Raw genomic sequence first — 14,524 nt, 5'->3', positions numbered from 1 at the left:
CGCGGCCGTCATGGGCGCCCGCCCCGAGCAGGTGCCCGGCTCCCCTTCCTGGCTCACCGAGACCGAGCGGGCGCGGGCCGCCCGCTTCGCGCACGAGGCCGACCGGCACTCCTTCGTCGCCGCCCACCTCCTGGTACGGCTGGCCGCCGCGGCCGTCCTGGACGTGCCCGCGCACACGCTGACCCTGCTCCAGCACTGCGACATCCACGGCCCCGGGCACGGCCGGCCGTACCTGAAGGAGCATCCCGAGCTGGGCGTCAGCCTGAGCCACACCCGCGGCTACGTGGCCGCGGCCGCCGGGCCCGGCCGGGTCGGGGTGGACACCGAACGCGTTCCGGACGGCCCCTTCGACGCCGGTCTCGCCGCCCAGATCGCCGCGCCCCCGGACGTCACCGGCAACCACGACCTGATCCGGTTGTGGACCCGCAAGGAGGCGCTCATCAAACGCGGCGAGCTCTCCCTCGACACCGTCCGCTCCCCCGTCTCCTGGGAGGGCCGTCACCTGCTGGAATGGCACGTGCCGCCGGACATCCTCGTGGCCGCGGTCACCGACGTCAGGGCCGGGAGGGTGGCCCTATAACCTGGGAGCATGTTCTACAAGAAGCCCATCGAGGAGCGCATCGCCGACCGCATGGCCAAACGGCGTCCGCTGGAGGAGGGCAAGACGTTCGAGCACGGGCCGGCCAAGTTCGTGTTCGTCTCGCTGCTGGTGGCGGTCGTGCTGATGCACGTCGTCGGGGTGGCCATCGTCATGGCCTTCGACTCCTAGTGGGCGTGGGGTCCAGGAACACCTGGGTGACGACCGGGACGTGCTCGCGCAGCCGCCGGTCCACCTGATCGCAGGCGATCTCCACGCCCGCCGCGCTGGCCGCGTCGTCGAAGTCGATCTTCGCCGCGACCAGCAGCCGCCCCGGCCCCAGGTACATGGTCAGCAGCTCGACGACGTCCTCCACCTCGGGCTGGGCCAGCAGCAGCGCCCTGATCTCCGTCTCCACCTGGCGCGGCGCCGCCTGCCCGATCAGCAGCGACAGGTTGGCCCCGATCAGCGACAGCGCCACGACCAGCAGCAGCACCCCGATCGCCACCGAGGCCGCCCCGTCCCACAGCGACGAGCTGGTCAGCTGGGCGCCCAGCAGCCCGAGGGCCGCGATCACCAGCCCGGCCAGGGCGGCGGTGTCCTCCAGCATCACGGCCTTGAGCGCGGTGTCGGAGGTCTTGGTGACCAGCCGGACCGGGCCGACGCCCCAGCGGCGGGCCTCGGCGCGGGCCTGGGAGAGGCCCCTCGCGAACGAGACGCTCTCGATCGCGAACGACACGGCCAGCACGACGTAGGAGAGGGTGAAGTCGCCGAGCGACTCGCCATGGGCGATCGTGTGGACGCCGTGGGTGATGGAGAATCCCGCCCCGCCCACCAGCGTGGCCACCGCCGCCATCATGGCCCAGAAGAAGCCGGCCTTGCCGTAGCCGAAGGGGTGGCGCCGATCGGCGGGTTTGCCGCCGCGCCGTACCGCGACCAGCAGCAGGACCTCGGTGACCGTGTCGGCGGCGGAGTGGGCGGACTCCGACAGCATCGCGGCCGAGCCGCTGATGAGGCCGGCGATGAGCTTGGCCACGGCGATGGCCAGATTGGCCGCGCCCGCGACCAGCACGGTGACGAAACTCTCCCCTGCACTGTCGGCCATGCCATGTGACTTTACGTGAGGATCCTTCGATTTCCCGCGACTACGCTATGAAGCGCTCACGAAAGCGTGCCCTTGTGCGAGCTGGAGCTCCGGAACGGGCTGTCTGTGGGCTTTGGCACAGGTCCGGACGGGTTTGGGGGCGATGAACCTGGGCCTTCGGGGGGTAGATTGGGATCATGAGCGCTCCTCGGTGGCTGACGGACACGGAACAGCGCGCATGGCGTGCCCACCTCGCCCTGCACAAGCTGTTGATGCACCGGCTCGACCGGGAACTGCAAGAGTTCGAATTGTCGCTCAACGACTACGAGATCCTGGTCAACCTCTCCGAGAACCCGGAGCGCAGGATGCGGATGAGCGACCTCGCCGACGCCACGATCCAGTCGCGCAGCCGGCTGTCGCACCAGATCTCCCGGATGGAGGCCAAGGGCCTGGTCGTCCGCGAGGACTGCCGCGACGACCGGCGCGGCACCTTCGCGGTGCTCACCGACCACGGCTGGGAGACGATCCAGCGCGTGGCGCCGCACCACGTGTCCAGCGTCCGCGAGCACTTCGTCGACCGGCTCACCGACGACCAGCTCGACGCGCTGGACGCCGCGTACACGCCGATCGTCGAGCACCTCAAGAAGTTGCGCTGACACCCAACTGATATCGGCGGCACACGCGGCGGCCGCCGCCGCTCGCTACGATCCGGACATGCTGAGAAAGCTGCTGATCGTCCTAGGTCTCGCGCTGGCGGCGGCGTGTTCGCCGGGCGGCGGGCAGGCTGCCCTGCCGAGTGGCCCCGACCTCATCGCCAAGTCCGCCGCGGCGATGAAGACGGTCAAGACCGCCACCTTCTCGATCTCCACGGAAGGCAAGCCGAAGGTCCAGGTGCGCAAGGCCGACGGCCGGCTCACCGCCGCGGGCGACGCCGACGGCACGCTCACCATCGACGTGCTGGGCAGCCTCCAGGAGATCAGCTTCTTCGTGGTCGGCGACACCGTGCACTTCAAGGGCCCGACCGGCGGCTTCCAGAAGATGTCGAAGAAGGAACTCGCCCAGATCTACGACCCGTCGCTGATCCTGTCCCCCGCCGAAGGCGTCGCCAAGCTGCTGACCACCGCGACCGACCCGAAGGTCGAGGGCGAGGAGGGCCAGGCGTACAAACTGGCCGCCACCTTCTCCGGCGAGGTCCTCGGCAAGCTCATCCCCGGCGTCTCCCAGGGCGTCAACGGGCAACTGCTGATCGACAAGGCCACCTCCCGCCTGACCCGGGCCAGCCTGCCGGTGCAGGAGGGCACCGTGATCGTCTCCTTCAGCGACTACGACGCCCAGGTCACGATCACCCCGCCCGCCGGATGAGAACCGCCCGCCGGGCCGCGCTCGGCGTCGGCGGCGCGGTGGTGCTGCTGGCCGCGCTCGACGCCTACGTCGTGGTGACCGTCCTGATCGACATCGCCACCGACGCCGGCGTGCCCCTGAACCACCTGGAGCGGGCCACACCGCTGGTCACCGGCTTCCTGCTCGGCTACATCGCCGCCATGCCGCTGCTCGGGCAGCTCTCCGACCGGTACGGCCGGCGTCCCCTGATCCACGCCTGCCTGGCGGTGTTCGCGCTCGGCTCGCTGCTGACCGCGCTGGCCGGATCGCTGCCCATGATCGTGGGCGGCCGGGCCCTGCAGGGCATCGCCGGCGGCGCGCTGCTGCCGATCACGATGGCGCTCATCGGCGATCTCTGGGACGAGCACGACCGCCCGGTCGCCCTGGGCGCGGTCGGCGCCGCGCAGGAGCTGGGGAGCGCTCTGGGGCCCCTGTACGGAGGCGTGCTGGCCCTCGTCCCCGCCTTCCAGGTGCTCGGGGTCGAGCTCGGCGGCTGGCACGCCATCTTCTGGGTCAACCTCCCCCTGGCCGCGCTGGCCGCCGTCGCCGTCCACCGCACCGTCCCGGCCGGCAGACGCGAGGGTACGGCCGGCCGCGTCGACGTGGCCGGCGGCGCGCTCCTGGCCCTGGCCCTGGGCCTGCTCGTCGCCGGCTTCTACAACGACGACCCGGCCAAGGCGATCCTGCCGCCCTGGGGCCTGCCGCTGATCGGGTCGGGCCTGGTCGTGGGCGCGGTGTTCGTGTGGTGGGAGATCCGCTCCCCCGTCCGCCTGCTGGACCTGTCCGGCACCCGCAAGGGGGCGTTGCTGGCCACGCTCGGCGTCAGCTTCCTCACCGGCGCCGCCCTCCTCGTCACCATGGTGTTCGTCCAGTTCACCGCGCAGACCCTGCTCGGCCTCGAAGCGCTGCAGGCGTCGCTGGTCCTCGGCAGGTTCCTCATCGCGCTGCCCGTCGGCGCGGTGCTCGGCGGTGTCCTGGCCCGCCGCCTCGGCGACCGGCTGGTCGCGGTCGCCGGGCTGCTCGTGGCCGCCGCCGGATACGTGCTCATGAGCCGCTGGCCGCTCGACCTGGCCGGGCACCCGATCGACGTCGCGCTCCTGGTCGCCGGGCTCGGGCTCGGCCTGGTCATCGCCCCGATCTCGGCGGCGGTGCTGCGCGTGACCCCCGCCGCGCAGCACGGGGTCGCCTCCGCCGCGGTGGTCGTGGCCAGGATGATGGGCATGCTCATCGGCATCGCCGGCGTGTCCTCCTGGGGCTTCTACCGCTTCCAGTCGCTGACCGCCGACCTCGACACCCCGCTGCCCATCGGCGTGGACGCCGCCGAGTACGCCAGGCAGCTGGCCGCCTACACCGCGAAGGTGAAGGCGGCCCTGCACGTCGAATACACCGAGATGTTCCTCGTCACCGCCGTGCTCTGCCTGCTCGGCGCCGTGGTGGCCGCCTGGATGCTTACGGCGAAAGGCGATGCAGGTCGCGCGGGAACAACGTCGCCTGCCTGATGTTGGCCGCCCCGGTCAGCCGGGCCGTCCAGCGCTCCAGGCCGATCGCGAACCCGCCGTGCGGCGGCATGCCGTAGGCGAACGCCTGCAGATACCCCTGGTACGGCCCGGCCGCCTCGCCCCGCCCGGCCAGCGCGGCGAGGTAGTCGGCGTGCCGGTGCAGCCGCTGGCCGCCGGTGACCAGTTCCAGTCCACGGAACAGCAGGTCGAAGCCGTTGGAGTAGCCGGGCCTGGCCGGGTCGGGATGGGTGTAGAAGGGGCGCTTGGCCATCGGGTAGCCGGTGACGAACAGGAAGTCGGAGCCGTGCTCGCGCCTGGCCCACGCCGACAGCTCGCGTTCGCGGGCCGGTGACAGGTCGCCTTCGCCGCTGACCTCGGCGAAGTGCACCGCCGGGATCTCGGCCGGCACCTCCGGCAGCAGGTCGCGGGCCCGCGGGACGCGCCGCCGTACGGACTCGACCATGCCCGCCAGGGCCTCTCGCAGGACGGCCATCACGTCGCGGTGGTCGGTGACGAAGCCGAGCTCGGCGTCGAGGCTGGTGTACTGGGCGAGGTGGCGGGCGGTGTCGTGCGGCTCGGCGCGGAAGACGGGGCCGACCTCGTAGACCCGCTCGAAGACGCCGACCATCATCTGCTTGTAGAACTGCGGCGACTGGGCCAGGTAGGCGCGGCGGCCGAAGTAGTCGACGGCGAAGACGTCGGCGCCCGACTCGGTTGCCGACTCGACCAGTTTGGGCGTGTGGATCTCGGTGAACGCCAGCCGGTCGAGGGCCTCCCGGAATCCGGCGACGCTGGCGGCGGAGATCTCCTGCGCCAGCCGGAGCGCGGGGTGGCGCAGGGCGAGCGGGGCGTGGTCGAGCAGGGCCGGCAGGGACGCGCCGAGCTCGGGCCGGAACAGCTCGAACGGCGGCCGGGCGGCCTCGCCGAGCACGGTGATCTCCGGGTCGGTGAGTTCGGCGCCGCCGGGGGCCTGCGCGTTGGGGGTGACGGTCCCGGTGATCTCGACCACGCACTCCTCGCCCGGCAGGTCCGGAAAGGTCGTGACCACCTGGGCGAGGCCGGCGCGGTCGCGCACGACCAGGAAGGATACAGACTTCAGCTGCCGGCGGCGATGCACCCAACCGGCGATCGTGACTCGTTGCCCGGCGTGCCCGGAAAGCTCCGCCGACAGGATACGAGAGATCATCACAGCTCCTCGTGGAGGTTGCATGATCCCTTGGGAGTGCGGGGGAGAAGGGAGCTCCCGGTGCCACCGCACTTTCGCCGCCCTCCGCGGAGAGCGGCCTCGGCGACCCGATGACGGGGGTCAGGCCGGCGGGGCATTGCCTCCCCGCACTCGGGAGTGTCTTCGCCCGCAGGCGCGTGGCCGCCTTCCCAGCTACCGGCGGCTCTCTGGACCCGCGCGGGTCTCCGGGCTACTCGTCTCCGTCAACGTGTTGCCGGTCAACCTACCATCTCGGCCCGGGCACCCGCGGACGCCCGAGCCGAGCCGGCCTCACTTCTTGGGCGCGGCGCCGCCCTTGCGCTTCTCCCGGATCTTCATGGTCACCTCGATGGGCGAGCCCGCGAAGCCGAACTCCTCACGCAGCCGGCGCTCGATGAAGCGCCGGTAGGTTTCCTCCAGCCAGCCCGAAGTGAACAGCACGAACTTCGGCGGCTCCGTGGACGCCTGCGTGGCGAACAGGATCTTCGGCTGCTTGCCGCCCCGCACCGGCGGCGGCGTGGCCTGCACCAGCTCGGTGAGGAAGGCGTTGAGCCGCGCCGTCGGCACCCGGGTGGACCAGGAGTCCAGCGCCTTCTCCAGCGCCGGCACCAGCCGGTCGACGTGCCGGCCGGTCTTGGCGGAGATGTTGACCCGCAGCGCCCACGGCGTGCGCACGAGCTGCCGGTCGATCTCCCTCTCCAGGTAGTAGCGGCGGTCCTCGTCCACGAGGTCCCACTTGTTGAAGGCCACGACCATCGCCCGGCCGGACTCGATGACCAGGCCGATGATGCGCAGGTCCTGCTCGGTGAGGGGCTCGGAGGCGTCGATGAGCACGATCGCCACCTCGGCCTTCTCCAGCGCGGCGCGGGTGCGCATGGCGGCGTAGAAGTCGGCGCCCTGCAGCTCGCGGTCGCGGCGGCGGATGCCCGCGGTGTCGACGAAGCGCCACGGCTTCCCGCCCAGCTCGATCAGCTCGTCCACCGGGTCGCGCGTGGTGCCCGCCATCGGGTCGACCAGCACCCGCTCCTCGCCGGCGAGCTTGTTGAGCAGGGAGGACTTGCCGACGTTGGGCTTGCCGAGCAGCGCGACCCGGTGGGGGCCGCCCTCCTCGCCGAACTTCAGCTCGGGCGTCTCCGGCAGCGCGTCGAGCACCACGTCGAGCAGGTCGCCACTGGAGCGGCCGTGCAGCGCCGAGACCGGGTACGGCTCGCCGAGACCGAGCGACCACAACCCGGCGGCCTCCAGCTCCATTTGCTGGTTGTCGACCTTGTTGGCGGTCAGGATGACCGGCTTGCCGGACTGGCGCAGCACGGAGCCGACGATCTCGTCGGCGTCGGTGGCCCCGACGGTGGCGTCGACCACGAACACGATCACGTCGGCGAGCTCCACGGCCACCTGGGCCTGCTCGGCGATGCGCAGGTTCATGCCGGTGGCGTCGGGATCCCAGCCGCCGGTGTCCACGACGGTGAAGCGGCGCCCGCGCCAGTTGGCGTCGTAGGTGACGCGGTCGCGGGTGACGCCCGGCACGTCCTCGACGACCGCCTCGCGGCGGCCGATGATGCGGTTGACCAGCGTGGACTTGCCGACGTTCGGGCGGCCCACGATGGCCACGACGGGCAGCGGGCCGCTGTCGGCGTCGTGTTCGGTGATCTCCAGGTCGTCGAACTCAGCCTCGACCCAATCCCCCGTAGTCACGTTATTTCATCCTTCGTATGAGTACCGCGCCCGAAGGTTCAGGCGCGCTCTTTGACCACACCCAGCACCGCGTCGATGACCTCCTCCAAGGTCAACGGCGTGGTGTCGAGCTCGACGGCGCCATCCGCCATCGAGAGTGGATCCGTCTTCCGTGTCGAGTCCAGGGTGTCACGCCTGGCCATGGCGGCCTGCTGCGCCTCAACCGTGGTGCCCGACAACTCCGCGCTGCGCCGCAGCGCACGGGCCTCGGCGCTGGCGGTGAGGTAGATCTTGACCGCGGCCTGCGGCCAGACGACCGTGCCGATGTCGCGCCCCTCGACCACGATGCCGCCGGTGCCGATGATCTCACGCTGCAGGGCGACCAGCCGGACGCGGACCTCGGGCACCGCGGCCACCGCCGAGACGGCGCCGGTGACCTGGGCCTCGCGGATCGGGCCGCCCACATCGGTGCCGTCGACGTGGATCGCCGGCGCGTCAGGGTCGGTGCCGCTGACGATCACGGGCTCACCCGAGCGTGCCGCGACGGCCGCCGCGTCGGCGACGTCGACACCCTGCTCGAGCATCCACCAGGTCATCGCGCGGTACATCGCCCCGGTGTCCAGGTAACGCAGGCCCAGCGCACGGGCCACCCCGCGCGAGACGCTCGACTTGCCCGACCCCGAAGGGCCGTCCATCGCGACGACCAGACCGGTCACGGCCTCTCCCTTTTCCCGGCTTTACCTCAACCTGAAGAGGCTACCGCCTCCGTGCCGGTCGCCGATCCAGCTCTCGCCGAATCCCCGTGGCGCGGCCGTACCCGGTCATGGGGTTTCGGGGACCTGCCAGCCGCGCTCGTGCAGCGCCCCTGCCAGGACGGGCGCCGCGTCCGGCTGCACCGACAGCTCCGCCAGGCCCAGCGGCAGGCCGGGAGCGTGCTCCAGCCGGACGTCCTCGACGTTGACCCCGACCTCCTCGCAGACCTGGAACAACCGGGCCAGCTGGCCGGGACGGTCGCCGATGACCACCTGCACGACGCCGTACCGCGCCGCCGGGCCGCCGTGCTTGCCCGGAATGCGCCCGTGCCCGGCGACCCCGCGCTTGAGCAGCTGCGTCACCTCGGGCCCCGCGCTCTCGTCGCCGCCGGCCAGCGCGCGCAGCGCCGTCGCGGCCTCGGCCAGATCGCGGCTCACCGCCTCCAGCACCGCCGCCACCGGCACCGCGTTCCCCGACAGGATGCCCAGCCACAGGCCGGGATCGCCGCCCGCGACCCGGGTCACGTCCCGCACACCCTGACCGGCCAGGCCCAGCGCCACGTCCGGCGCTTCCGCCAGGCGTGCCGCCACCGCCGAGGCGGCCACGTGCGGCGCGTGGGACACCACCGCCACCGCCTGGTCGTGCTCCTCCGCGCTCACCTCGACCGGGTTCGCGCCACACAGCTCGATCAGCTCCAGCACCGCCGCCCGCGTCTCGGGCAGCGTCTCCTCCGTCGGGCAGAGCGCCCACGGCCGCCCCAGGAACAGATCCGCCCTGGCGGCGCCCGGCCCCGCCTTCTCCCGGCCCGCCATCGGATGCGAGGCCAGGTAGGAGCCCAGGTCACAGCCCAGCTCCGCCGCCCGGGCCAGCGGCTTGGCCTTCACGCTGGCCACGTCCGTGTAGAAGCGGGCCGTGTCCCGCTGCTGGAGGCCACGCAGCTCGGTCGCCACGTGCGCGGGCGGCACCGCCACCACCGCCAGGTCCACCGGGTCGCCCGAATGCCACTCCTGGCCGGCGCCCATCTCCCTGGCCAGCCGTACCGCACCGAGATCGCGGTCGGCCAGCAGCACCGTCACGCCGCGCTGCCGCAACGCCAGCCCGATCGACGTGCCGACCAGGCCGGTGCCGAGAACGAGAACAGTCCCGAGCTTCATTGCGCGATGTCCTGCCTGAGCGCGACCGCCCCGCGAAGGTAGACGTGGTTGATCTCGGCGCGCGGCCGATCCGTCTCCACGTGCGCCATCAGCCGCACCACCCGCGGCAGCGCGCCCGGCACGTCGATCTCCGTGGCGCAGATCAGCGGCACGTCGTCGAAGCCCAGCTTGCGCGCCGCCAGCGCGGGAAACTCCGCCGTCAGGTCCGGCGTCGCGGTGAACAACACGCTGATCACCTCGGCGGTCGTCAGCCGGTTGCGCTCCATGAGCGTGCTCACCAGCTCCGCCGTCGCCTCGATGATCGCGTCGCGGTCGTTGGCGTCAACCTGGATCGCCCCGCGGATCGCCCGGACCATGGTGCTCGTTCCCCTTACAGATGGCGGAGAGCCCGTACGTTCGGGTACGGGCTCTTTGTCGTGGGCTGCCAGGCTACAACTTGACGGCCGCGTACAGCTCGCCGACTTCCTTCAGCGACAGCGCCCTGATGGTGCCCGGCTTGGTCCGGCCCAGCTTGACCGGCCCGAACTCGATCCTCGCCAGATCGATGACCCGGTGCCCCGCCTCTTCGAGCATGCGCCGCACCACGTGCTTACGACCCTCGTGCAGCACCACCTCGACCAGCGCCTGCTGGCCGTGCTCCTGCACGATGGAGAAGCTGTCGGCCCGCGCGATGCCGTCCTCGAGCTCGACGCCCTCCCGCAGCCGCCGGCCCAGATCCCGCGGGATCGGCCCCGGCACCTTCGCCCAGTACTTCTTCTGCACCCCATAACTCGGGTGCGTCAGGCGGTTGGCCAGCTCACCGTCGTTGGTGAGCAGCAGCAGCCCCTCGGTCTCGGTGTCCAGCCGGCCCACGTGGAACAGCCGCGGCGCCAGCTCCTGCACGTAGTCCGCCAGGCACGGCCGCCCCTGCGGGTCCTCCATGGTGGACACGACGCCGATCGGCTTGTTCAGCGCGTAGTAGACCAGGTCGGGCGCGGTCGGAATCCGCTTCCCGTCGACGTGGATGACCTGCGTGGCCGGGTCCACCTTGGCGCCGAAGCGCCGCACCACCTGGCCGTTGACCGTGACCCGGCCGTCGCCGATCATCTCCTCGCACGCGCGCCGGCTCGCCACACCCGCCTGCGCCAGCACCTTCTGCAGCCGCACACCCCCGGGAACCTCGGTGGTGTCCCGCTCGTCGGTGTAGCCCGGCTCGTAGAAGTCGGCGTCCCTCAGGGGCTGACGGGCGGTCTTGAAGCGGTTCTCCGGCTTCTCCTCACGCCGCGGTCCCTGCGACCGGCTCGGGGCCCGTCCTCCGGTACGGCTGCCGCCGATCGTCTGGACCTCGTCCCGCTTGCCGTACCGCGCCCTGCTGCCGCCGGGGCGGGGGGTCGCGTCACGACGGCCACCACGCGCGGCCCGGAACCCGTCCCGCTGCCCCTCATCGCCGCCACGCTCATCGCGGCGGCCGTACCCGGCACGGTCATCGCGCCGCTCGAACCCGGAACGGTCGTTGTCGCGCCCGTAACCGGAGCGATCGTCACGGCTGTAGCCGGGGCGGTCATCACGGCTGTAGCCGGGGCGGTCATCACGGCTGTAGCCGGGGCGGCTGTCACGGTTGTAGCCCGGGCGGCTGTCGCGGTCGCCGCCGCGCCGGTCGTCACGGCGTTCGTAGGCACCGCGGTCCCGGCCGGAGCCGCCGCGGTCATCACGACGCCCGAAGCCGCCGCGCTGGTCCCCGCGGGCCGACCCAGAGCGGTCGTCGCGCCGGCCGTAACCACCGCGCTCCTCCCGGCGGCCGGAGCCGCCGCGGTCATCACGCCGCTCGAACCCGGAACGGTCATTGTCGCGGCCGTAACCGGAACGACCGTAACCGGAGGTGTCGTCACGACGGCCGTAGCCGCCACGGCCGTCGCGGCGCTCGGCGCCGGAGCGGTCGTCACGGCGGCCGTAGCCACCGCGGTCGTCACGGGCGTAGCCGGAACGGTCATCACGGCCGTAGCCGGAGCGGTCGTCACGACGCTCAGCGCCGCGCCGTTCACTGCCGCGTCGTTCACCACCGCGGTCCGAGCCGGCGCGGTCCGAGCCGGCGCGGTCCGAGCCGGGACGGTCCGAGCCGGGACGGTCGGAGCCGCCGCGGTCGGCTGGCTTGCCATAGCGGGCGCGGGAACCGCCCCGGTCGGCGCGCAGGGAATCACGGTCCCCGCCGCGCCGGTCGTCGGAGCGGAAGGCGGGACGCCCGCCGCGGCCCGCGTGGCCGCCCGAACGTCCTCGACCGCGTCCATCACCGGACGGGGTGCTTCGCCTGTTGATCACTTCGTTGTCTCCTCGAGGTTCTCCACGTCGTCCGGGAGGAAGGGCGCGAGCTCGGGAAGCTCGCCGATGTCCGTCAACCCCAGACGCTCCAGGAAGTATGAGCTTGTCCGGTAGAGCACTGCCTGGCTCTCCGGGTCGGTGCCGGCCTCCTCGACCAGCCCCCTGGCGACGAGTGTCCGCATGACACCGTCGCTGTTCACGCCGCGAACCGCGGCCACGCGGGCACGGCTCACCGGTTGCCGGTAAGCCACGACCGCGAGAGTCTCCAGGGCAGCCTGCGTCAACCGCGTCTGCTGCCCATCACGCACGAAGCGCTCCACGAGAGGCGCACACTCGGCCCGCGTATAGTAACGCCAGCCTCCGGCCACCTCTCTCAACTCAAACCCCCGCCCCTGCCCGGAATATTCCGCAGCCAGCTCCCGCAGAGCCCGCGCGACCTCCTGGGTGGGCACCTCCAGCACCTGCGCCAGCGTAATCTCCGCCACCGGCTCGTCCACCACCATGAGGATCGCCTCCAGCGAAGCCCGCAACCCCAGCCCCGCCTCCCCACTCCGGACGTCCCCGGCCGTCTCCCCCCAGGCTCCCGCGCCCCCCGCAGCCTCATCCTCGGTACCGCCGTCTCCGGCACCCTCACCGCGAGCAGCCGACCCCATGGCGTCCTCAGCCGCCACCCGGGTGGCACCGGCCTCCGCCTCAGCCCGCACGACCTCCCCGGCCGCCGCACGCGTGGCGCCGGGCTCCGCCGTACCCCCACCCGCCGCACCGGCGCTGGAAGGCGCCTCCTGCGGGCCCGCGTCCGAGCTCTTGGCCCGCTGCTCCGCATCGGACACGCCCGGCTCCGCCGCGCCATCGCCCGGCGCAAGACCCCGGACAGGCGATGCCGGAGCGTCCGCGTCGTGGATACCCGGGTCCGAGCCCTGGCCGTCGGGTGCCGAGCCTTGCGAGTCGGGGACGGCGGGCGACGGGGCCGGGTCGGTGGCGTGGTCGGGCCCGGGGGTGGGCCGGGGGTCGGAGGGCGGGGTGGTGGCGAGGGCTCCGGGGAGGGTCATCCAGGCGGGCAGGTCCGCGTCCGGGGAGCGGCGAGGGGCCGGTGGGGTGGGGTCCTGGCGTTCAGGCATCGGGTTTCTTCTCCGCGGGTTCTTCGTAGTCGTCGCCGACCGAGATGTCCCCGTCGTCGGCCCCGGTCCAGGTCACGTGCAGGTCACCCAGGGGTTCCACCTGGTCGAAGGTGACGGCCGACTCCCGGAACAGCTCCAGCACGGCCAGGAAGCGGGCGATGACCTCGAAGGTGCCCTCGCAGTCGGCGACCAGGGTGCGGAAGGTGGCCTTGCGCAGCCGGCGCAGGCGCAGGACGAGGATGTTGGCCTGTTCGCGGACGCTGGCCAGGGGCTGGTAGATGTGGCCGACGCTGACCGTGGGCGGGAGCCTCGGGGTGAAGGCCCTGGCCGCGATCTTGGCGAGCTGCTCGGGTCCGATGCCCAGGATGAGTTCGGGCAGCAGGTTGGCGAACTGGGCCTCCATCGGGACCGTGCGGGGAAAGCGGAGCGCCTCCTCGGCCATCTTCCCGGCGAAGATCTTCGCCACCTCTTTGTACGCCTTGTACTGCAGGAGGCGGGCGAACAGGAGGTCACGCGCCTCCAGCAGCGCGAGGTCCTCCTCGTCCTCGACCTCGCCCGAGGGCAGCAGGCGAGCGGCCTTGAGGTCCAGGAGTGTGGCGGCGACCAGGAGGAAGTGGCTGGTCTGGTCGAGGTCCCACTCGGGCCCGCGCGACGTGATGTAGGCGATGAACTCGTCGGTCACCTTGGACAGCGACACCTCGGTGATGTCCAGCTTGTGCTTGGAGATCAGGCCGAGCAGCAGGTCGAACGGCCCCTCGAAGACGTCCAGGTGGACTTGGAAGCCACCCTGCTCGGGAGCGGTCGATGTCACCTGGCCATTGTCGCAGGAGCCGGCCACCGCGACAGCACTTCGCGGGCGAGCTCTCGGTAGGCGGTGGCGCCGAGGGAGGAGGGGTCGAAGGTGGTGATCGGCTCACCGGCGACGGTGGCGTCGGGGAAGCGGACGGTGCGGTTGATCACCGTGTGGAAGACCTTGTCGCCGAACGCCTCGACGACGCGGGCCAGGACCTCGCGGCCGTGCAGGGTGCGGGCGTCGTACATGGTGGCGAGCAGGCCCTCGATCTCCAGCTCGTCGTTGAGGCGCTCCTGGACCTTGGCGATGGTGTCCATGAGCAGGGCGACGCCGCGCAGCGCGAAGAACTCGCACTCCAGCGGCACCATGACGCCGTGGGCGCAGGTCAGGGCGTTGACCGTGAGCAGGCCGAGCGACGGCTGGCAGTCGATGAGGCAGACGTCGTAGTACGGCAGGAGCGGCTTCAGGGTGCGGCCGAGGATCTGCTCGCGGGCCACCTCGGTGACGAGCTGGACTTCGGCGGCGGACAGGTCGATGTTGCTGGGCAGCAGGTCGAGACCTTCGACGCCGGTTTCCAGCAGGACGTCCTGGGCCGTCACGCTGCTGTCCATGAGCAGGTTGTAGACGGTGAGGTCGAGCTGGTGCGGGTTGATGCCGAGGCCGACGGACAGGGCGCCCTGGGGGTCGAAGTCGACGAGGAGGACCTTGAGGCCGTATTCGACGAGCGCGGCGCCGAGGTTGATGGTGGTGGTGGTCTTGCCGACCCCGCCCTTCTGGTTGACCATCGCGACCACCCGGGCGGGTCCGTGGACCTCGCGCGGCGGCGGCTCGGGGAACACCGGGCGGGGGCGCCGGGTGGGACCGAGATTCACGCCGCTGGTGGGCGTGGCCGTTTTCGTGTCTCCCCAGGGGTTGTCGGGGGTCCCCGGGGTCGAACCGTTGGTCTTCGAAGTCACCAGCTCGAACCTCCCTGACGATCCCGAACCGGACCGT

At 71.9% G+C, this 14,524-nt stretch carries 15 protein-coding genes; 5 read left to right on the top strand and 10 right to left on the bottom strand.

Annotated features, from left to right (window positions below):
* Positions 1-10 precede the first annotated feature (10 nt).
* Together FVE25_RS03160 and FVE25_RS03155 are read left to right on the top strand one after the other, a co-directional pair.
* Positions 11-580 (top strand): 4'-phosphopantetheinyl transferase family protein, encoded by a 570-nt coding sequence (locus FVE25_RS03160; RefSeq protein WP_157244832.1) that lies wholly within the window; start codon positions 11-13, stop codon positions 578-580.
* A gap of 9 nt (positions 581-589) precedes the next feature.
* Positions 590-769, top strand: a complete 180-nt coding sequence (locus tag FVE25_RS03155) for a hypothetical protein (protein WP_157244831.1) — start codon at positions 590-592, stop codon at positions 767-769.
* Here the strand turns inward: FVE25_RS03155 and FVE25_RS03150 are convergent.
* Positions 750-1,682, bottom strand: a complete 933-nt coding sequence (locus FVE25_RS03150; RefSeq protein WP_157244830.1) for a cation diffusion facilitator family transporter — start codon at positions 1,680-1,682, stop codon at positions 750-752. The genes FVE25_RS03155 and FVE25_RS03150 overlap by 20 nt on opposite strands.
* Before the next feature lie 176 nt (positions 1,683-1,858).
* Here FVE25_RS03150 and FVE25_RS03145 point away from each other — a divergent pair, with 176 nt between their 5' ends.
* The 3 genes from FVE25_RS03145 to FVE25_RS03135 are packed head-to-tail and all read left to right on the top strand — an operon-like array spanning position 1,859 to position 4,540.
* Positions 1,859-2,317 carry a MarR family winged helix-turn-helix transcriptional regulator gene (locus FVE25_RS03145; RefSeq protein ID WP_157244829.1) on the top strand — a complete coding sequence of 153 codons (459 nt, stop codon included), beginning with the start codon at positions 1,859-1,861 and terminating at the stop codon, positions 2,315-2,317.
* 58 nt (positions 2,318-2,375) lie between these two features.
* Entirely contained in the window at positions 2,376-3,023 is a 648-nt protein-coding gene (locus FVE25_RS03140) for an LppX_LprAFG lipoprotein (RefSeq protein WP_157244828.1), read from the top strand.
* Positions 3,020-4,540 carry an MFS transporter gene (locus FVE25_RS03135; protein ID WP_157244827.1) on the top strand — a complete coding sequence of 507 codons (1,521 nt, stop codon included), beginning with the start codon at positions 3,020-3,022 and terminating at the stop codon, positions 4,538-4,540. The genes FVE25_RS03140 and FVE25_RS03135 overlap by 4 nt, the downstream gene beginning before the upstream one ends.
* On the opposite strand, the gene aspS is transcribed toward FVE25_RS03135, so the two are convergent.
* From aspS to FVE25_RS03090, 9 genes are all read right to left on the bottom strand, one after another.
* A complete protein-coding gene (gene aspS / locus FVE25_RS03130; protein ID WP_157244826.1) occupies positions 4,491-5,726 on the bottom strand; it encodes an aspartate--tRNA(Asn) ligase in 1,236 nt (411 codons plus the stop codon). The two genes, FVE25_RS03135 and aspS, sit on opposite strands and share 50 nt — an antisense overlap.
* 309 nt (positions 5,727-6,035) lie before the next feature.
* Positions 6,036-7,400, bottom strand: a complete 1,365-nt coding sequence (gene der / locus FVE25_RS03125; protein ID WP_246266704.1) for a ribosome biogenesis GTPase Der — start codon at positions 7,398-7,400, stop codon at positions 6,036-6,038.
* A 77-nt stretch (positions 7,401-7,477) separates the two neighbouring features.
* Positions 7,478-8,113 carry a (d)CMP kinase gene (cmk, locus tag FVE25_RS03120; RefSeq protein ID WP_157245482.1) on the bottom strand — a complete coding sequence of 212 codons (636 nt, stop codon included), beginning with the start codon at positions 8,111-8,113 and terminating at the stop codon, positions 7,478-7,480.
* A gap of 126 nt (positions 8,114-8,239) precedes the next feature.
* Complete coding sequence (locus FVE25_RS03115; protein WP_157244824.1) at positions 8,240-9,325, bottom strand: prephenate dehydrogenase; 1,086 nt, start codon at positions 9,323-9,325, stop codon at positions 8,240-8,242.
* On the bottom strand, positions 9,322-9,681 hold the full coding sequence (gene aroH, locus FVE25_RS03110; RefSeq protein WP_157244823.1) for a chorismate mutase: 360 nt from the start codon (positions 9,679-9,681) through the stop codon (positions 9,322-9,324). Before aroH ends, FVE25_RS03115 begins: the two co-directional genes overlap by 4 nt.
* Before the next feature lie 73 nt (positions 9,682-9,754).
* Positions 9,755-11,620: a pseudouridine synthase gene (locus FVE25_RS03105; protein WP_246266569.1), complete on the bottom strand. Its 1,866-nt coding sequence runs from the start codon at positions 11,618-11,620 to the stop codon at positions 9,755-9,757.
* Positions 11,617-12,273, bottom strand: a complete 657-nt coding sequence (gene scpB / locus FVE25_RS03100) for an SMC-Scp complex subunit ScpB (protein WP_157245480.1) — start codon at positions 12,271-12,273, stop codon at positions 11,617-11,619. Before scpB ends, FVE25_RS03105 begins: the two co-directional genes overlap by 4 nt.
* A gap of 457 nt (positions 12,274-12,730) precedes the next feature.
* Entirely contained in the window at positions 12,731-13,549 is an 819-nt protein-coding gene (locus FVE25_RS03095; protein ID WP_157244822.1) for a segregation and condensation protein A, read from the bottom strand.
* Positions 13,546-14,487, bottom strand: coding sequence for a ParA family protein (locus FVE25_RS03090; protein WP_157244821.1), 942 nt, complete (start codon positions 14,485-14,487; stop codon positions 13,546-13,548). The genes FVE25_RS03095 and FVE25_RS03090 overlap by 4 nt, the downstream gene beginning before the upstream one ends.
* Between the last annotated feature and the right edge of the window lie 37 nt (positions 14,488-14,524).

Source organism: Nonomuraea typhae (genome assembly GCF_009760925.1).
Classification (GTDB): Bacteria; Actinomycetota; Actinomycetes; order Streptosporangiales; family Streptosporangiaceae; genus Nonomuraea; species Nonomuraea typhae.
Note: the sequence above shows the minus strand (reverse complement) of the source record. Positions and strands in the feature narration are given on the sequence as shown.